This is a genomic window from Mycobacterium sp. (assembly GCF_046330795.1).
GTDB lineage: Bacteria > Actinomycetota > Actinomycetes > Mycobacteriales > Mycobacteriaceae > Mycobacterium.
The window spans coordinates 967906-985911 of the sequence record NZ_JAXLSA010000001.1 but is presented as its reverse complement, the minus strand read 5'-3'; the positions used below and the strand labels follow the sequence as shown (position 1 = coordinate 985911).

Annotated in this window: 19 protein-coding genes and 1 pseudogene; 18 read left to right on the top strand and 2 right to left on the bottom strand. The window is 69.3% G+C overall.

The features are described 5' to 3' along the window. Window positions 1-12: 12 nt before the first annotated feature. The 9 genes and pseudogenes from U0R18_RS04630 to aroB all read left to right on the top strand — a co-directional run bounded on the left by U0R18_RS04630 (window position 13) and on the right by aroB (window position 9127). The gene (locus tag U0R18_RS04630; RefSeq protein WP_526366388.1) at window positions 13-414 is read left to right on the top strand and encodes a secondary thiamine-phosphate synthase enzyme YjbQ; all 402 of its coding nucleotides are present in this window, start codon (window positions 13-15) and stop codon (window positions 412-414) included. A 62-nt stretch (window positions 415-476) separates the two neighbouring features. Continuing rightward, entirely contained in the window at window positions 477-3167 is a 2691-nt protein-coding gene (alaS, locus tag U0R18_RS04625) for an alanine--tRNA ligase (protein WP_526366386.1), read from the top strand. 4 nt (window positions 3168-3171) lie between these two features. Continuing rightward, window positions 3172-3678, top strand: a complete 507-nt coding sequence (gene ruvX / locus U0R18_RS04620) for a Holliday junction resolvase RuvX (protein WP_526366384.1) — start codon at window positions 3172-3174, stop codon at window positions 3676-3678. Next, window positions 3671-4909, top strand: a complete 1239-nt coding sequence (gene mltG / locus U0R18_RS04615; protein WP_526366382.1) for an endolytic transglycosylase MltG — start codon at window positions 3671-3673, stop codon at window positions 4907-4909. The genes ruvX and mltG overlap by 8 nt, the downstream gene beginning before the upstream one ends. Then, window positions 4899-5711, top strand: a complete 813-nt coding sequence (locus U0R18_RS04610) for a shikimate dehydrogenase (RefSeq protein WP_526366380.1) — start codon at window positions 4899-4901, stop codon at window positions 5709-5711. The genes mltG and U0R18_RS04610 overlap by 11 nt, the downstream gene beginning before the upstream one ends. A gap of 9 nt (window positions 5712-5720) precedes the next feature. Then, window positions 5721-6215, top strand: a complete 495-nt coding sequence (locus U0R18_RS04605; protein ID WP_526366378.1) for a prepilin peptidase — start codon at window positions 5721-5723, stop codon at window positions 6213-6215. Then, window positions 6190-7395 (top strand): chorismate synthase, encoded by a 1206-nt coding sequence (gene aroC / locus U0R18_RS04600; RefSeq protein ID WP_526366376.1) that lies wholly within the window; start codon window positions 6190-6192, stop codon window positions 7393-7395. The genes U0R18_RS04605 and aroC overlap by 26 nt, the downstream gene beginning before the upstream one ends. Before the next feature lie 2 nt (window positions 7396-7397). Then, window positions 7398-7910 (top strand): annotated as a pseudogene (locus U0R18_RS04595) (shikimate kinase); the annotation flags it as partial. Window positions 7911-8041: 131 nt separating this feature from the next. Further along, window positions 8042-9127, top strand: a complete 1086-nt coding sequence (aroB, locus tag U0R18_RS04590) for a 3-dehydroquinate synthase (RefSeq protein WP_526366374.1) — start codon at window positions 8042-8044, stop codon at window positions 9125-9127. On the opposite strand, the gene U0R18_RS04585 is transcribed toward aroB, so the two are convergent. Beyond that, complete coding sequence (locus U0R18_RS04585; protein ID WP_526366372.1) at window positions 9128-9670, bottom strand: B-4DMT family transporter; 543 nt, start codon at window positions 9668-9670, stop codon at window positions 9128-9130. A 33-nt stretch (window positions 9671-9703) separates the two neighbouring features. On the opposite strand from U0R18_RS04585, the gene U0R18_RS04580 reads away from it, so the two are divergent. From U0R18_RS04580 to U0R18_RS04565, 4 genes are read left to right on the top strand one after another with little or no spacing between them, the layout of a single operon-like run. Then, entirely contained in the window at window positions 9704-10792 is a 1089-nt protein-coding gene (locus tag U0R18_RS04580; RefSeq protein WP_526366370.1) for a M24 family metallopeptidase, read from the top strand. 11 nt (window positions 10793-10803) lie between these two features. Further along, window positions 10804-11367: an elongation factor P gene (gene efp / locus U0R18_RS04575; protein ID WP_526366368.1), complete on the top strand. Its 564-nt coding sequence runs from the start codon at window positions 10804-10806 to the stop codon at window positions 11365-11367. Next, window positions 11360-11863, top strand: a complete 504-nt coding sequence (nusB, locus tag U0R18_RS04570; protein ID WP_526366366.1) for a transcription antitermination factor NusB — start codon at window positions 11360-11362, stop codon at window positions 11861-11863. The genes efp and nusB overlap by 8 nt, the downstream gene beginning before the upstream one ends. A gap of 21 nt (window positions 11864-11884) precedes the next feature. Further along, window positions 11885-12100, top strand: a complete 216-nt coding sequence (locus U0R18_RS04565; protein WP_526366364.1) for an Rv1893 family protein — start codon at window positions 11885-11887, stop codon at window positions 12098-12100. Between the two features lie 32 nt (window positions 12101-12132). Here the strand turns inward: U0R18_RS04565 and U0R18_RS04560 are convergent, their stop codons facing one another. Continuing rightward, a complete protein-coding gene (locus U0R18_RS04560; protein WP_526366362.1) occupies window positions 12133-13347 on the bottom strand; it encodes a serine hydrolase domain-containing protein in 1215 nt (404 codons plus the stop codon). Window positions 13348-13465: 118 nt separating this feature from the next. Here U0R18_RS04560 and pyrR point away from each other — a divergent pair, with 118 nt between their 5' ends. The 5 genes from pyrR to carA are packed head-to-tail and all read left to right on the top strand — an operon-like array spanning window position 13466 to window position 17957. Next, entirely contained in the window at window positions 13466-14041 is a 576-nt protein-coding gene (pyrR, locus tag U0R18_RS04555) for a bifunctional pyr operon transcriptional regulator/uracil phosphoribosyltransferase PyrR (RefSeq protein ID WP_526366360.1), read from the top strand. After that, window positions 14038-14994 carry an aspartate carbamoyltransferase catalytic subunit gene (locus U0R18_RS04550; RefSeq protein ID WP_526366358.1) on the top strand — a complete coding sequence of 319 codons (957 nt, stop codon included), beginning with the start codon at window positions 14038-14040 and terminating at the stop codon, window positions 14992-14994. The genes pyrR and U0R18_RS04550 overlap by 4 nt, the downstream gene beginning before the upstream one ends. After that, window positions 14991-16301 carry a dihydroorotase gene (locus U0R18_RS04545; RefSeq protein ID WP_526366356.1) on the top strand — a complete coding sequence of 437 codons (1311 nt, stop codon included), beginning with the start codon at window positions 14991-14993 and terminating at the stop codon, window positions 16299-16301. The genes U0R18_RS04550 and U0R18_RS04545 overlap by 4 nt, the downstream gene beginning before the upstream one ends. 13 nt (window positions 16302-16314) lie before the next feature. Continuing rightward, window positions 16315-16839 (top strand): PH-like domain-containing protein, encoded by a 525-nt coding sequence (locus U0R18_RS04540; RefSeq protein ID WP_526366354.1) that lies wholly within the window; start codon window positions 16315-16317, stop codon window positions 16837-16839. Next, window positions 16836-17957, top strand: coding sequence for a glutamine-hydrolyzing carbamoyl-phosphate synthase small subunit (gene carA, locus U0R18_RS04535; protein ID WP_526366352.1), 1122 nt, complete (start codon window positions 16836-16838; stop codon window positions 17955-17957). Before U0R18_RS04540 ends, carA begins: the two co-directional genes overlap by 4 nt. The last annotated feature ends 49 nt before the right edge of the window (window positions 17958-18006 follow it).

Sequence of the window (18006 nt, the reverse complement as noted above, 5' to 3'; positions counted from 1 at the left end):
TAGGCTGGATGGGTGCGCTCCGACACCCTCGACATCGACACCAGCCGTCGCCGCCTGGTCGATCTGACCCGCGACGTCCAAGGCTTCTGCACCGGGCAGGGGGACGGCCTGTGCAACGTGTTCGTGCCCCATGCCACCGCCGGCGTGGCGATCTTCGAGACCGGTGCGGGCTCGGAAGAAGACCTGCTCGACGCGCTGGAACGACTGCTGCCGCGCGACGACCGCTACCGCCACGCCCACGGCTCCTACGGGCACGGCGCCGACCATGTGCTGCCGGCGATCGTCGCCCCGTCGATCACCGTTCCCGTGCAGGCGGGCGGGCTGCTGCTGGGAACCTGGCAGTCGATCGTGCTCGTTGATCTGAACAGCGACAACCCACGCCGCTCGGTACGCCTGAGCTTTGTGAAGGGCTGACCAGCAGACCGGTAGGGTGGGGCGGTCGATCAACAAGATCCAGGAAGAGACCAGGAAACCAAGTGCAGACACACGAGATCAGGAAACGGTTCCTCGATCATTTCGTGAACGCGGGCCACACCGAGGTGCCCAGCGCATCGGTGATCCTCGACGATCCCAACCTGTTGTTCGTCAACGCCGGCATGGTTCAGTTCGTGCCGTTCTTCCTGGGTCAGCGGACCCCGCCGTACGACACCGCCACCAGCGTGCAGAAGTGCATCCGCACCCCTGACATCGACGAGGTGGGCATCACCACCCGGCACAACACCTTCTTCCAGATGGCGGGCAACTTCAGCTTCGGCGACTATTTCAAGCGCGGCGCCATCGAGCTGGCATGGGCGCTGTTGACCAAACCGGTCGCCGACGGCGGCTACGGCTTCGATCCCGAAAAGCTCTGGGCCACAGTCTTCTACGACGATGACGAGGCCGCCCAGCTCTGGCAGGAGGTCGCCGGCCTGCCGCCCGAACGGATCCAGCGCCGCGGAATGGCAGACAACTACTGGTCCATGGGCATCCCCGGGCCGTGCGGCCCGTGCTCGGAGATCTACTACGACCGCGGGCCCGATTACGGGGTCGAGGGCGGCCCGGAGGCCGACGAGAACCGCTACATCGAGATCTGGAATCTCGTGTTCATGCAGAACGAGCGCGGCGAGGGCACCTCCAAGGACGATTTCGAGATCCTCGGACCGCTGCCGCGCAAGAACATCGACACCGGCATGGGTGTCGAGCGCATCGCCTGCCTGCTCCAGAACGTCGACAACGTCTACGAGACGGACCTGGTCCGGCCCGCGATCGACCTGATCGCCGGGATCGCGCCGCGCGGTTACAACCAGGGCAATCACGCCGATGACGTGCGCTACCGCATCATCGCCGACCACAGCCGCACGGCGGCCATCATCATCGGCGACGGCGTCACCCCCGGCAACGAGGGCCGCGGCTACGTGCTGCGCCGGCTGCTGCGCCGCATCATCCGGGCCGCCAAGTTGCTCGGCGTCGAACGCCCCGTCATGGCCGATCTGATGGCAACGGTCCGCGACGCGATGGGCCCGTCCTATCCCGAGCTGGTCAACGACTTCGACCGGATCAATCGCATCGCGGTGGCCGAGGAGACGGCGTTCAACCGCACACTGGTCGCCGGCTCGAAACTGTTCGACGACGCCGCGCAGGCCACCAAGGCTTCCGGGAAGTCGATGCTGAGCGGCAGCGACGCGTTCGCGCTGCACGACACCTACGGCTTTCCGATCGACCTCACTCTCGAAATGGCTTCGGAGGCAGGGCTTTCCGTCGACGAACTCGGCTTCCGCGAGCTGATGGCCGAGCAACGGCGCCGGGCCAAGGCCGACGCGGCCGCGCGCAAGCATGCCCACGCCGACCTGACTGCCTACCGCGAGCTGGTCGATGCCGGACCGACGGAGTTCACCGGCTTCGACGAATTGACCTCGCAGGCAAGGATTCTCGGCATCTTCGTGGACGGCAAGCGGGTGCCGGTGGTGGCGCACGGTGGTCGCGATCAGGCCGCCGACCGGGTCGAGATCGTGCTCGACCGCACCCCGCTGTATGCCGAATCGGGCGGTCAGATCGCCGACATCGGAACGCTGACCGGAGCCAGTGGCGCTGCCAGGGCGCAGGTCACCGATGTGCAGAAGATCGCCAAGACGCTCTTCGTGCACCGGGTCAACGTCGAGTCCGGCGAATTCGTCGAGGGGGACACCGTCACCGCCGCCGTCGACGCGAACTGGCGCCACGGCGCCACGCAGGGCCATTCCGGCACGCACATGGTGCACGCCGCGCTGCGACAGGTGTTGGGGCCCAACGCTGTCCAGGCCGGTTCGCTGAACCGTCCGGGCTACCTGCGCTTCGACTTCAACTACCAGGGCGCGTTGAGCGACGAGCAGCGCGCACAGGTCGAGGAAGTCGCCAACGAGGCTGTGCAGGCCGACTTCGAGGTCCACACCTTCAACGAGAAGCTGGAGAAGGCCAAGGCGATGGGAGCCATGGCGATGTTCGGCGAGTCCTACCCCGACGAGGTCCGCGTCGTCGAGATCGGTGGACCGTTCTCGCTGGAACTGTGCGGTGGCACCCACGTGCACAACTCGGCCCAGATCGGTCCGGTGACCATCCTCGGCGAGTCGTCGGTCGGTTCCGGTGTGCGGCGCGTCGAGGCCTACGTGGGGCTGGACTCGTTCCGGCACTTGTCCAGGGAACGCGCGCTGATGGCCGGTCTGGCCTCGTCGCTCAAGGTGCCGTCCGAAGAGGTGCCGGCCCGGGTGGCGAACCTGGTGGAGCGGCTCAAGGTCGCCGAGAAGGAACTCGAACGGGTGCGGCTGGCGACGGCGCGCGCGGCTGCGGTGAATGCGGCCGCCGGAGCCGAGCGGGTCGGTAATGTCCGCCTGGTGGCGCAGCGGATGTCGGGCGAGATGTCGGCGAACGACCTGCGCTCGCTGGTGGGGGATATCAAGGGCAAGCTCGGCGCCGAACCCGGTGTGGTCGCGCTGATTGCCGAGGGCGACAACGGTTCGGTGCCCTACGTCGTCGCCGTCAACGACGCTGCGCGCGAGCTCGGTCTGTCGGCCGGCGATCTGGTTCGCGCGGTGTCGACGGCTGTGGATGGTCGAGGCGGCGGCAAGCCGGATCTGGCGCAGGGCTCGGGTAAGAACGCTTCGGGGATCGACGCCGCACTCGACGCCCTGCGCGCCGAGGTCGCCCGGAGCTGACCGCGTGACCTCTTGCGAAGCGCGGGTGCCGGACCGCCCCGGCCCCGATGACCCCGGCCGGGGCCGCAGGATCGGAATCGACGTCGGCACGGTTCGCATCGGGGTGGCCGTCAGCGACCCGGACGCCGTGCTCGCCACACCGGTCGAAACCGTGCGCCGGGCCAAGGACAACGGGCACCTGCGCCGGCTGGTAAACCTGATCGGTGAGTACGAGGCGGTCGAGGTGGTCGTCGGGCTGCCGCGCACCCTGGCCAACCGCGCCGGCTCGTCGGCCGCCGATGCCGTCGAACTCGCCGACCGATTGGCCGGACGCATTGCGCCCGTGCCGGTCCGGCTGGCCGACGAACGTCTCACCACGGTGACCGCGCAGCGTTCGCTGCGGGACGCCGGCGTGCGGGCGAAGGGGCAGCGCGCCGTCGTCGATCAGGCGGCCGCGGTCGCAATACTGCAGGGCTGGCTCGATCAGCGGCGTGCGCAGCTGCCGCAGTACCGGGAGACAGGCGATGGTTGAGTTCGACGACGAGTACGACCGAGGGTCCGAACCCGTCGAGCGCCCGCCCCGGCGCCGGATGGACCGGACCGCCCGGGCGCGTGCGGTCCGCCTCCGGCGGCGCCGCCGCACCATGGGTCTGCTGACACTGATGGTCCTCGGCGTGGTCATCGCCGGGATCGTGATGCTGGGCGGCAAGCTGTTCGGCGGAAAGTCGGCGGACTTCGCCGGTGACGGCAAGAGCGATGTGCTCATCGAGGTGCACCCCGGTGACACCACGGGGGCGATCGGCCAGACGCTGGTCGAACAGCACGTGATCGCCGAGGCCAAGCCGTTCGTCACAGCCGGGTTGAAGAACTCGGGTATTCAGGCCATCCAGCCCGGCTTCTACAAACTGCGCACCGAGATCTCGGCCGACAGCGCCATCGAGAAGCTCAACGATCCGGCCAACCGGATGGGCAAACTGACCGTCCCCGAGGGCCGCCAGCTCGACGACATCACCGATCTGCGCAACAACAAGGTCACCGAGGGCGTCTTCACCCTGATCGCACAGGCGAGTTGCGTCACCCTCAACGGCGACAAGAAGTGCGTCTCCGCAACGGATCTGAAGAACACCGCCGCCACCGCCAGCCCCCAGGACCTCAATGTGCCGGAGTGGGCACTGGAGCCGGTCACCAAGATGGGCAACGACCACCGCCGCCTCGAAGGTCTCATCGAGGCGGGCACCTGGAGTTTCGACCCGACGGGCACGCCGCAGGAGATCCTGGCTTCGTTGATCGGCACCAGTGCCGACCACTATGCGAGCAACGGTCTCGTGCAGGCCGCGCAGACCGCCAACATGTCGCCCTATGAGATCGTCACGGTGGCCTCGCTGCTCCAGAAGGAAGCCAAGCCAACCGATTTCGCGAAGGTCGCGCGGGTCATCTACAACAGGCTGAACCAGCCGCAGCGGCTCGAGTTCGACTCGACGGTCAACTATCCGCTGGATCGCCAGGAGGTGGCGACCACCGACGGGGACCGCGCCCGGGTCACCCCGTGGAACACCTATGCCTCCGACGGGCTGCCGGCGACGCCCGTCGGCTCACCGGGTGAGCAGGCCCTGAACGCGGCCGAACATCCCGAGGCCGGTGACTGGTTGTATTTCGTCACCATCGACATGGACGGCACCACCCTGTTCACCCATGACTACCAGCAGCATCTGGCGAACATCGAACTCGCCAAGCACAACGGCGTCCTGGACAGTGTCAGATAACGGCGTCCGCCGCGCCGCTGTGGTGGGCCGGCCGATCGCTCATTCCCGTTCTCCGCAACTGCATCTGGCGGCCTACCGCGCACTGGGGCTGGACACCTGGACCTATGACCGCATCGACTGCGGCGCCGAGGAGCTGCCGGCACTGGTCGAGGGTCTCGGCCCGGAGTGGGTCGGCCTGTCGGTGACGATGCCGGGCAAGTTCGCGGCACTGGCACTGGCCGACGAGCGCACCGCCCGCGCCGAACAAGTCGGTTCGGCCAACACCCTGGTGCGGACGGCGACGGGCTGGCGGGCCGACAACACCGACATCGACGGTGTGGTGGGCGCCCTGGGTGCGGTGTCGGGTCGCGCGATCGTGTTGGGGTCCGGCGGTACCGCGCCGGCGGTGGTCGCTGGTCTGGCCGCGCTCGGCGGCGGCTCGATCACCGAGGTCGTCGTCGCGGCCCGCAACTCCGCCCGGGCGGCCGAGCTGCTCGAGCTGGCCGACGCGCTCGGGGTGCCGGCCAGCCACGTCGATCTCGAACTGGGACCGCTGTCGGCCGCGGTGGCCGGGGCCGCCGTGCTGATCAACACGGTGCCCGCCGATGCCGCGGCGCCGTTCGCGCCCGCGGTCGCGCCGATCCCCGTGCTGCTCGACGCGATCTACGATCCGTGGCCGACACCGCTGGCGGCGGCGGTCGAGGCGGCGGGCGGTCGCGTCATCAGCGGCCTGCAGATGTTGCTGCACCAGGCCTACGCACAGGTCGAACAATTCACAGGCCGGCCCGCTCCGCGCGCACAGATGGCGGCCGCGCTCGGTTAGCCTGCGCCGATGGTGGCCTGTGCTGGGGTTCTGGTGGCGCTGTGGCTCGTCGCGCTGACGGTCGTCGACCTGCGTGAGATGCGGCTCCCCAATGCGCTGACGTTGCCCGGCGCGGCCGTCGTCCTGACCATTGCCGCCGGTTGCGGACGCGGGCTGCCCGCGCTGGCCGGTGCTGCCGCGCTGGCGGGCTGCTATCTGCTGATCCACCTGTTGTCGCCGGCCGGGATGGGCGCGGGCGACGTCAAACTCGCACTGGGCACCGGCGCGCTGACGGGAGCATTGGGGCCCCTGCCCTGGATGGTGGCCGCCATCGGCGCACCCGTACTGACGGTGCTGTTCGCGATCGCGTCGAGGCGCCGGACCCTCCCGCACGGCCCGGCGATGTGCGCGGCGACCGCGCTGGTGATGGCGCTGGCGCCGGTTCAGGGTGCGGTGCCGGATTTCGGCAGGACAACCGGTGCGTGGGAGGATGGGACACGTGTTGCGTTGGACCACTGCCGGTGAATCCCACGGCCGCGCTCTGGTGGCCCTTGTCGAGGGCATGGTCGCCGGCGTCGCCGTGAGCTCCGAAGACATCGCCGAACAACTACGCCGCCGTCGGCTGGGCTACGGCCGCGGCGCGCGGATGAAGTTCGAGCAGGACCAGGTGACCATCCTCGGCGGTGTCCGGCACGGGCTGACGCTGGGTGGCCCGATCGCCGTGGAGATCGGCAATACCGAGTGGCCCAAGTGGGAGACCGTGATGGCCTCCGATCCGGTTCCGGAGCGGGTACTTGCCGAAAAGGACGCAGCGCGCAACGCGCCGCTGACCCGGCCGCGCCCCGGGCACGCCGACTACGCCGGCATGCTCAAGTACGGTTTCGACGACGCCCGCCCGGTGCTCGAGCGCGCCAGTGCGCGGGAGACCGCGGCCCGGGTGGCCGCCGCCACCATCGCCCGCCAGTTCCTCGCGCAGGCGCTCGGCGTCGACGTCGTCTCGCACGTCGTGTCGATCGGCGCCTCGCAGCCCTACGCCGGACCGCCGCCGGTCGCCGCGGATCTGGCCGCCATCGACGACAGTCCGGTGCGCGCCTTCGACCAGGCGGCCGAGTCCGCCATGATCGCCGAGATCGAGGCCGCCAAGAAGGACGGCGACACCCTCGGCGGCGTCGTCGAGGTCGTCGTGCACGGCCTGCCGATCGGGCTGGGATCGTTCACCAGCGGCGACAACCGGCTCGACAGCCAGCTCGCCGCCGCCGTCATGGGCATCCAGGCGATCAAGGGCGTCGAGATCGGCGACGGCTTCGAGACCGCGCGGCGCCGGGGCAGCCAGGCCCACGACGAGATGTACCCGAGTGCTGATGGAATCGTGCGCTCCACCAACCGGGCCGGTGGCCTCGAGGGTGGGATGACCAACGGACAACCGCTGCGGGTACGCGCCGCCATGAAGCCCATTTCGACTGTGCCGCGGGCACTCTCGACGGTGGACATGGCCACCGGTGAGGAAGCGGTGGCCATCCACCAGCGCTCCGACGTGTGTGCCGTTCCGGCCGCCGCGGTGGTGGTGGAGGCCATGGTCGCCCTGGTACTGGCGCGCGCCACCCTGCAGAAGTTCGGCGGTGACTCCCTGGCCGAGACGCGTCGCAACGTCCAGGCGTATCTGGAGTCGGTGGCGCAGCGCGAACCGGCCCGGGTGTCGGGATAGCCATGGCGCCCAAGGCGGTTCTCGTCGGGATGCCCGGATCGGGTAAGTCCACCATCGGGCGTCGGCTGGCCAAGGCCATGGACCTGCCGTTGCTGGACACCGACGCCGCAATCGTCGAGACCACCGGCCGCACCATCGCCGACATCTTCGCCAACGACGGCGAGCAGGAGTTCCGGCGGATCGAGGAGGAGGTCGTCAAGGCGGCCCTGTCCTCCCACGAGGGGATCGTGTCGCTGGGCGGCGGCGCCATCACCAGTCCCGGTGTCCGCGAGGCGCTGGCCGGACACACCGTGGTGTATCTGGAAATCAGTGCGGCCGAAGGGGTTCGGCGTACCACCGGGGGTGCGCCGCGGCCGTTGCTGGCCGGCGACGACCCGGCCGAGAAATACCGCGAGCTGATGGGGCAGCGGGTCCCGCTGTACCGGGAGGTCGCCACCATGCGGGTGAACACCAACCGGCGCAACCCGGGCGCGGTGGTGCACCACCTGATCCACCGGCTGGAGAACCCGGGGCCGCCGCCGCGACGCCGACGCCGGCCGCCGTGGCGCGCCAACGTGCTACCCGGCTCGTCCGTACCGACCCCGGCGATCCCGGCCGCCCTGGCGGCGCGCCGCACCAAGGCAGGACAACGTTCCAAGGCAGGACAGTGAGCGAACACCCAGAACCCGTCACCGTGGAGGTGGCCGTCGACCCGCCGTATCCGGTCATCATCGGCACCGGTCTGCTCGGTGAGCTCGGCGACCTGCTCGACGGCACCCACAAGGTGGCCGTGCTCCATCAGCCGACCCTGGCCCAGACCGCCGAGTCGGTGCGTAAGTTCCTGTCCGACAAGGGCATCGACGCGCATCGCATCGAGATCCCGGATGCCGAGAACGGCAAGGACCTGCCCGTCGTCGGCTATGTCTGGGAGGTGCTGGGCCGAATAGGGCTGGGCCGCAAGGACGTTGTGGTGAGCCTCGGTGGCGGCGCCGCCACCGACGTCGCCGGTTTCATCGCCGCCACCTGGCTGCGCGGCGTCGACATCGTGCACGTGCCCACCACTCTGCTGGCCATGGTGGACGCCGCGGTGGGCGGCAAGACCGGGATCAACACCGACGCCGGCAAGAATCTGGTGGGCGCGTTCCACCAGCCGCGGGCGGTGCTCGTGGACCTCGCGATGCTGGCGACGTTGCCGCGCAACGAGCTGGTCGCCGGGATGGCGGAGATCGTCAAGGCCGGGTTCATCGCCGATCCGGTGATCCTCGATCTGATCGAGGCCGATCCGCAGGCCGCCCTGGACCCGTCGGGCGCCGTGCTGCCGGAGCTCATCCGGCGCGCGATCGCCGTCAAGGCCGAGGTGGTGGCCGCCGACGAGAAGGAATCCGCACTGCGGGAGATCCTCAACTACGGGCACACCCTGGCCCACGCCATCGAGCGCCGCGAGCGCTACCGCTGGCGGCACGGCGCGGCCGTGTCGGTGGGCCTGGTGTTCGCCGCCGAACTGGGCCGGCTGGCCGGCCGGCTCGACGACGAGACCGCGGACCGGCATCGCAGCGTGCTCACCGCGCTCGGGCTGCCCGTGACCTACGAGGCCGACGCGCTGCCTCAGCTGCTGGAGTACATGGCCGGCGACAAGAAGAACCGCGCCGGCGTGCTGCGTTTCGTGGTGCTCGACGGTCTGGCCAAGCCGGGCCGCCTCGAGGGTCCGGATCCGGCGCTGATCGCCGCGGCCTACTCCGAGATCACCGGGTAGCTACTCGGCGCGCGGGGTCTCGGCCGTCGCCGTGGCGTCGTCACGCACCGCGGCGAACACATCGGTGTCGGCCCGGTCCAGGTCGGCGGCGTCGTGCGCGCTGCCGTGCCGCGTCACCTCCGGCGCGTTGCGATCGATCAGCCACCGGCCGATCGCCACGCCCAGGACCGCGGGCAGGAACACCATCAGGGCGGTGAACGCCGCGAATGTGCTGAGCTCACTGATCAGGCCGGCCGTGTAGAGCGGTTTGTACACCATGGCGATGGCCCACGACACGATCCCGGACAACAGGCCGGCCACCAGACCCGCCAGCAGCCAGGTCATCGCGAAGTCCTCGCGGCGGTCCGGATCGGGATTGGTCCGCGCGTCGGTGCGGCCGTCGACCCAGCCCCACACCAACGCCAGGACGACGAGCACCGCGCACAGCGCGACGCTGATCATCACGGCGTGCGTCTCGAACTGGTTGATCAGGGTGCCCTGCACCACGCGGACGACGACCATCAACGCCGCGAACGCCAGGCCGCGCGGCAACCACTTACCCATGGGGCCACAGCGTAGCGAGTAGCGTCGTGGGCCGTGACACATATCCAGCGACGTGACGCTCTGAGTCACCGGCTGCAGGCCGCGGATCTGGACGCGATGCTGGTCAGCGACCTCAACAACGTGCGCTATCTGTCGGGGTTCACCGGTTCCAACGCGGCACTGCTGGTTTTCGCGGACGACCGGCCCGCGCTGCTGGCCACCGACGGCCGATACCTCACGCAGGCGGCACGCCAGGCGCCCGATCTGCAGACGGTCATCGAACGCGCCTGCGGTCCGCGGCTGACGGCCCGCGCCGTGACGGCCGGCGCCGGCCGGATCGGTTTCGAGGGTCATGTGGTGACGGTGGACGCCTTCGACGCGCTCGAGAAGCAACTCGGCGGGACTGCCCGACTGGTCCGCGCATCGGGCACGGTGGAGGGACTGCGCGAGGTCAAGGATGCCGGCGAGGTCGCCCTGCTGCGGCTGGCGTGCGAGGCCGCCGACGCCGCGCTGGCCGACCTGATCGAGCACGGCGGCCTGCGACCGGGGCGCACCGAGAAGGAGGTCCGCAACGAGCTCGAGGCGCTGATGCTCGCGCAGGGCGCCGACGGCCCGTCGTTCGAGACGATCGTCGCCGCCGGTCCCAATTCCGCGGTCCCGCACCACCGGCCGACCGACGCCGTGCTGGCCCACGGCGACTTCGTCAAGATCGATTTCGGCGCACTCGTCGGCGGATACCACTCGGACATGACGCGCACCTTCGTGCTCGGCGCCGCGCAGGACTGGCAGCGCGAGATCTACTCGCTGGTGGCCACCGCGCAACGGGCCGGCCGGGATGCGCTGGCCCCGGGTGTGGAGCTGGCCGGCGTGGACGATGCGGCGCGGTGCGTGATCGCCGAGGCCGGCTACGGGGAGACATTCAGCCACGGACTCGGTCACGGCGTCGGGTTGCAGATCCACGAAGCGCCGGGAATCAACGCCACCGCCGCCGGTACACTGCTTGCTGGCTCCGCGGTCACCGTGGAGCCAGGCGTCTACTTGCCCGATCGCGGCGGAGTCCGCATCGAGGACACGCTCGTCATCGGCGAGCACGGCCCAGACCTGCTTACCCGGTTCCCCAAGGAACTGCAGATCCTGAACTAGGAGTACCTATCGTGGCATCGACTGCCGATTTCAAGAACGGCCTCGTCCTCAACATCGATGGCCAGTTGTGGCAGATCGTCGAGTTCCAGCACGTCAAGCCCGGTAAGGGTCCGGCGTTCGTGCGGACCAAGCTCAAGAACGTCGTCTCGGGCAAGGTCGTCGACAAGACCTACAACGCCGGGGTCAAGGTGGAGGTCGAAACCGTCGACCGCCGCGACGCCACCTACCTCTACCGCGATGGCAGCGACTTCGTGTTCATGGACTCCGAGGACTACGAGCAGCATCCGCTGTCCGAGTCGCTGGTCGGTGACGCCGCCAACTTCCTGCTGGAGTCGATGCCGGTGCAGATCGCCTTCAACAACGGCGCGGCGCTCTACCTCGAGCTGCCGGTGTCGGTCGAACTGCTGGTCAGCCACACCGAGCCCGGCCTGCAGGGCGACCGATCGTCGGCGGGCACCAAGCCGGCCACCATGGAGACCGGCGCGGAGATCCAGGTGCCGCTGTTCATCAACACCGGGGACAAGCTCAAGATCGACACCCGCGACGGAAGCTACCTGGGTCGCGTGAATGCCTGACGGCAGGGCGGACGGGAAGCCAGGCCGGGTCGGCAGGTCGGGGGGCAGGCACGCTGCCCGCAAACGCGCCATCGACCTGCTGTTCGAGGCCGAGGCGCGGGGTCTGACCGCCGCCGAGGTGGCCGATTCACGCACCCTGCTGGCCAACTCGAAGGCCGGCATCGAACCGCTGAACCCGTACACGGAGACCGTGGCGCGCGGTGTCACCGAGAACGCGGCCCACATCGACGACCTGATCAGTTCGCACCTGCAGGGCTGGACCCTCGAGCGGCTGCCGGCCGTGGACCGGGCCATCCTGCGGGTCGCCGTGTGGGAGCTGTTGCACGCCACCGACGTGCCCGAGCCGGTGGCCGTCGACGAGGCCGTCGAGCTGGCCAAGGAGCTGTCCACGGACGATTCGCCCGGGTTCGTCAACGGCGTGCTGGGCCAGGTCATGCTGGTGACCCCGCAGATCCGGGCCGCCGCAAATGCACTGAGGCCGGAACAGTCGCAGTAGATCGCCGTACACTCACTGCCCATGGGATTCAATCCGAAGGACGCCATCGACTCGGCTCGTGACATCGCCACCTATGCGGTCGAGATGTCGGCCGACATCGTCGACAACGCCGTGGACATCCTCAAGGGCAACGTCGCCGAGGGTGCCAGCAACATCGTCCAGGACTCGATGGACATCGCCAGCCACACCGTGGAGAAGGTCAAGGAGATCGCCACGGGACGCGACTCCGAAGACTGACGGGCCAGCCGTCGGACAAGCTCGGCATCGACCTACAGGCCCAGCGCCTGATACGTCCGGCGGACGAATTTCGGTTGCGCGGTACGCAGTTTGGCCACCGAGGTGTTGCCCGCTATGGCTGCTGCGGCCTCACCGGCCTGAGCGCCCAGGTCGGGCGCGTTCTGGATCAGGTAGATCAGGATCAGGTCGGCGGTCGGATCGGCCTGCCACCAGGTGCCGAACGCGCCGGGCCAGGTGAACGAACCCACCCCACCGGGGCCGAACAGCGGCGTCGACTGCGTGGGATCGGTGACCACCGCGAGGTTCAGGCCGAAACCCCGGCCCTGCCAGTAGGGCATGCCCAGGAACGGGATGCGCTTCTGGGCGTCGGTCAGCCGGTCGGTGCGCATCTGCCGGACCGATTCGGCCGACAGCACCCGGACACCGTCGATCTGCCCGTCCGCCAACAACATTCGGGCGAACCGCAGGTAGTCGTCGGCGGTGGACCACAATCCGCCGCCGCCCTGGGAGAACCGCGGCGGGGAGATCGGCGCCGGACCCATCACGTCGTGACTGAGCCGGCCGTGGGCGTCCAGCTTGTACATCGTGGCGGCCCGCCGGCGCTGCTCGGGGGTCAGCCAGAAGCCCGTGTCGGTCATCTGCAGTGGGCCGAGGATCCGCTCGGCGAGCACGTCCTGCAGCGGTTTGCCCTCGAGCCGCGAGAGCAGGATCCCGAGCAGCTCGGTGGAATGGCTGTAGGTCAGTCGCTCACCGGGCTGGTGCAGCAGCGGCAGCCCGGCGATGTCGGCCAGCCAGTGGTCGGCGTCCTGGCGCAACGACACGCCCGCGTAGGCGCGTGCGATCGGACCCAGCACCGAGAACGCATAGGCCAGGCCGCTGCGGTGGGTCATCAGATCTTCGACCGTGATCGGGCGGATCGCCGGGACCGTCGAGTCCAGGGCGCCGCGAGGGTCCACCAGCACCTGCCGGTCGGCCAGCTCCGGCAACCAGTGGGTGACCGGGTCGCGCAGTGCCAACCGGCCCTGTTCCACCAGCGTCATGGCGGCGGCGACGGTCACCGGTTTGGTCATCGAGGCGATCCGGAAGATCGTGTCGCGCTGCATCGGCAGGCCGGCGTCGACGTCGCGGTAGCCGATCTCGTTGACCTGCAACACCTTTCCGGCCTGCCAGGCGAGCGTCACCGCTCCGGACAGCACGCCGTTGTCGACCGCTTCCCGGATGGATGCCTGGTTACCGTCGAGGTTCACCCGGTCAGCGTACTCAGCGCCCGTGTTCGCCTTCCCGGCTGTGGGCCTGTTAAGCTGCCCGGCAGTTCGACATCCTTTAACGAGCCGTCCAGAGAGGCGGAGAAGGAGGTCAGGCTCTGTGACGAGCGCCTCAGATAGTGACCGGGAACTGATGTCCGATGCGGACGTCGGCCGGACCATCTCCCGTATTGCGCATCAGATCATCGAGAAGACCGCTCTGGACGGTCCCGACGCGCCCCGCGTCGTTCTGCTCGGCATCCCCACCCGCGGGCCCGTCCTGGCGGCCCGGCTGGCCGCCAACATCAAGGAGTTCTCCGGTGTGGCCGTCGGTCACGGCTCCCTGGACATCACGCTCTACCGCGACGACCTGAACACCAAGCCGCCGCGCGCGCTCGAGGACACCACCATCCCCGCGGGCGGCATCGACGGGGCGCTGGTGATCCTGGTCGACGATGTGCTCTACACCGGCCGCTCGGTCCGCGGTGCCCTCGACGCGCTGCGCGATCTGGGCCGGCCCCGGGCCGTACAGCTGGCGGTCCTGGTGGATCGCGGCCACCGCGAACTGCCGATCCGCGCCGACTACGTCGGCAAGAACGTTCCGACGTCACGCGCGGAGAACGTCAAGGTCCGGCTGGTCGAGTCCGACGGGCACGACAGCGTCAAGATCGCCCCGCACGGAGGTCCCACCCGGTGAAACACCTGCTCAGCGCGGCCGATCTGACCCGGGCGGATGCCACCGCGATCCTGGACAATGCCGACCGGTTCGCCCAGGCCCTGACCGGTCGCGAGGTCAAGAAACTGCCCACCCTGCGCGGGCGCACCGTCATCACGATGTTCTACGAGAACTCCACCCGGACCCGGGTGTCCTTCGAGGTGGCCGCCAAGTGGATGAGCGCGGACACCATCAACGTCAGCGCGTCGGGATCCTCGGTGGCCAAGGGCGAGTCGTTGCGCGATACCGCGCTGACCCTGCGCGCGGCCGGTGCCGATGCGCTGATTATCCGGCACTCGGCCTCGGGGTCGGCGTACCAGCTGGCCGAATGGACCAGGGAGCCCGACGGTGCCGGACCGGCCGTCATCAACGCCGGTGACGGCACGCACGAGCATCCCACCCAGGCGCTGCTGGACGCGCTGACCATCCGGCAGCGGCTCGGCGGGTTCGAGGGTAAGCGCGTCGTGATCGTCGGCGATGTGCTGCACAGCCGGGTAGCGCGGTCCAACGTGCTGCTGCTCTCGACGCTCGGGGCCGACGTCGTGCTGGTCTCGCCGCGCACGCTGCTGCCGGCGGGGGTGGAGCAGTGGCCGGTGCGGGTGTCGAACGACCTGGACGCCGAACTGCCGGCCGCCGACGCCGCGATGATGCTGCGGGTACAGGCCGAGCGGATGAACGGCGGATTCTTCCCGTCCGAACGGGAGTACTCGGCCACCTACGGTTTGTCGGCCAAACGGCAGGCGATGCTGCCCGAGCACGCGGTGGTGATGCACCCCGGGCCGATGCTGCGGGGCATGGAGATCGCGTCGTCGGTGGCCGATTCTTCGCAGGCGGCGATCCTGCAGCAGGTGACCAACGGTGTGCACGTGCGGATGGCGGTGCTGTTCCATCTGCTGATCGGGGCCCAGCCGGCCGAGACGGGAGTGGACGCGTGAAGCTATCCAGCAACAGCATTCTGATCAAGGGCGTCCGGCTCTACGGCGACGGCGATCAGGTCGATGTCCTGGTCACCGACGGGCAGATCGCCGAGATCGGTACCGGCCTGGTGGCCGATCTGGATCTGGTCGAGGTGATCGATGCCGAGGGGCAGGTGCTGCTACCCGGCTTCGTCGATCTGCACACGCATCTGCGCGAGCCGGGCCGCGAGTACACCGAGACCATCGAAACCGGTTCGGCCGCAGCGGCTCTGGGCGGTTTCACCGCCGTGTTCGCGATGGCCAACACCGATCCGGTGGCCGATTCGCCGGTGGTCACCGACCATGTCTGGAAGCGCGGCCGCGATGTCGGCCTGGTCGACGTGCACCCGGTGGGTGCGGTCACGGTGGGCCTCGAGGGCAAGAAGCTCACCGAGATGGGGTTGATGGCCCAGGGCGCCGCGCAGGTCCGGATGTTCTCCGACGACGGCAAGTGCGTCGACGACCCGCTCATCATGCGCCGGGCACTGGAGTACGCGTCGGGGCTGGGTGTGCTGATCGCTCAGCATGCCGAGGAGCCCCGGCTGACGGTGGGCGCGGTAGCGCACGAAGGACCCAACGCGGCCCGGCTGGGCCTGGCCGGCTGGCCGCGTTCGGCCGAGGAGTCGATCGTGGCCCGGGACGCCATCCTGGCCAGGGATGCCGGCGCCCGGGTGCACATCTGCCACGCCTCCACCGCGGGCACCGTCGAGATCCTCAAATGGGCCAAGGCGCAAGGCATTTCGATCACCGCCGAGGTCACCCCGCATCACCTGCTGCTCGACGACGGCCGGCTGGAGACCTACGACGGCGTCAACCGGGTCAACCCGCCGCTGCGGGAGGCCGCCGACGTCGCCGCGCTGCGGCAGGCCCTGGCCGACGGTGTGATCGACTGTGTGGCAACCGATCACGCCCCGCACGCCGAACACGAGAAATGTGTGGAGTTCGCGAATGCCCGCCCCGGCATGATGGGGCTGCAGACCGCGTTGTCGGTGGTCGCCGAGGCGATGGTCGCCTCCGGGCTGTTCACCTGGCGCGACGTGGCCCGGGTGATGAGCGAGAACCCGGCCCGCATCGTCGGGCTGCCGGATCAGGGCCGGCCGCTCGAGGTCGGTGAGCCGGCGAATCTCACCGTGGTCGATCCCGCCGGCTCCTGGACGGTGGCCGGCGATCAGCTCGCCGGGCCGTCCGCGAACACCCCGTACGAGGCCATGACCCTGCCGGCGACGGTGACCGCCACCCTGCTGCGCGGCAAGATCACCACGCGCGACGGGAAGGTCGCCCGGTGAGCCCGGGACGCGGATGAACACCGGAACCCTGGTCGGGTCGCTGGTCTTCGCGGGGACCCTGGTGGTGGTGATCGCCCTCGTCATCCATCTCATGCTGCGCGGCTGGCGCCATCGTGCCCAGCGCCAGATCTCGACCATCGGGCAACTCCCGCCGCTGCCGGATACGGTGGGCCAGGCGGTGATTCCGGGCATCAAGGGCCTCTACGTCGGCAGCACCATCGCGCCCAGCTGGCAGGACCGGATCGCCGTCGGCGATCTGGGCTACCGCACCAAGGGCGTGCTGACCCGCTATCCGGAGGGAATCATGCTGCAGCGCAGCGGCGGTCGCCCGATCTGGATCCCGGCCGACGCCGTCACGGCCATCCGGGCCGAACGCGGTATCGCCGGGAAGGTGCTCACGCACGACGGCATCCTGGCCATCCGCTGGCGACTGCCCGGCGGTACCGAGATCGACACCGGCTTCCGCGCCGACGAGCGTGCGGACCACGACAGATGGATCGCGGCGTCCGAGGGCGCCGAACAGGGAGGGGCGGCATGACCGGCAAGGCGGTACTGGTGCTCGAGGACGGCCGGATGTTCACCGGCCGTGAATTCGGAGCCGTCGGCCAGACTCTGGGCGAGGCGGTGTTCTCCACCGGCATGTCCGGCTACCAGGAGACGCTGACCGATCCCAGCTATCACCGCCAGATCGTGATCGCCACCGCGCCCCAGATCGGCAACACCGGCTGGAACGGTGAGGACAGCGAGAGCCGCGACGACAAGATCTGGGTGGCCGGCTACGCGGTGCGCGATCCGTCGCCGCGGGCGTCGAACTGGCGGGCCACCGGGACGCTCGACGACGAACTGGTACGCCAGGGTGTCGTCGGCGTCGCCGGGATCGACACCCGCGCGGTGGTGCGGCACCTGCGCACCCGCGGCTCGATGAAGGCCGGCGTGTTCTCGGGCCCGGCGCTGGCCACCGAGGACGAGCTACTGGACCGGGTGCGTGGGCAGGACTCCATGCTGGGCGCCGATCTGGCCGGGCAGGTCAGCACGGATGCCGGGTATCTGGTGGAACCCGAAGGGCCATATCGGTTTACCGTCGCCGCGCTGGACCTGGGCATCAAGACCAACACACCGCGCAACTTCGCCGAGCGCGGTATCCGCAGCCACGTGCTGCCCAGTTCGGCCACCTTCGCCCAGATCGCCGACCTGAAGCCGGACGGGGTGTTCCTGTCCAACGGGCCGGGCGATCCCGCGACGGCCGACGCGATGGTCGCGGTCACCCGTGAGGTGCTGGGTGCCGGGATCCCGTTGTTCGGAATCTGTTTCGGCAACCAGATCCTCGGTCGCGCGCTGGGCCGGTCCACCTACAAGATGACCTTCGGCCACCGCGGGATCAACATCCCGGTCATGGATCATGCGACGGGGCGGGTCGCGATCACCGCGCAGAACCACGGCTTCGCCCTCGAGGGGGAGGCCGGCGAGGAGTTCGACACACCGTTCGGTCGGGCGGTGGTGAGCCACACCTGCGCCAATGACGGTGTGGTGGAAGGCATCCGACTGCTCGATGGCCGGGCCTTCTCGGTCCAGTACCACCCCGAGGCGGCGGCCGGCCCGCACGACGCCGAGTACCTGTTCGACCAGTTCGTCGACCTGATGGCGGGAGACAAGTGATCGCGAGCGTGCACCCATATGCAGATCTGCCCCTGACAAATGCACAAGG

Excerpts from the sequence above, each read along its gene's own strand:
- U0R18_RS04565 (WP_526366364.1), top strand. The coding sequence starts at position 11,885 with ATGGGATTCAATCCGAAGGACGCCATCGACTCGGCTCGTGACATCGCC.
- mltG (WP_526366382.1), top strand. The coding sequence starts at position 3,671 with ATGGTTGAGTTCGACGACGAGTACGACCGAGGGTCCGAACCCGTCGAG.
- U0R18_RS04585 (WP_526366372.1), bottom strand. The coding sequence starts at position 9,670 with ATGGGTAAGTGGTTGCCGCGCGGCCTGGCGTTCGCGGCGTTGATGGTC.
- U0R18_RS04605 (WP_526366378.1), top strand. The coding sequence starts at position 5,721 with ATGGTGGCCTGTGCTGGGGTTCTGGTGGCGCTGTGGCTCGTCGCGCTG.
- nusB (WP_526366366.1), top strand. The coding sequence starts at position 11,360 with ATGCCTGACGGCAGGGCGGACGGGAAGCCAGGCCGGGTCGGCAGGTCG.
- U0R18_RS04540 (WP_526366354.1), top strand. The coding sequence starts at position 16,315 with ATGAACACCGGAACCCTGGTCGGGTCGCTGGTCTTCGCGGGGACCCTG.
- carA (WP_526366352.1), top strand. The coding sequence starts at position 16,836 with ATGACCGGCAAGGCGGTACTGGTGCTCGAGGACGGCCGGATGTTCACC.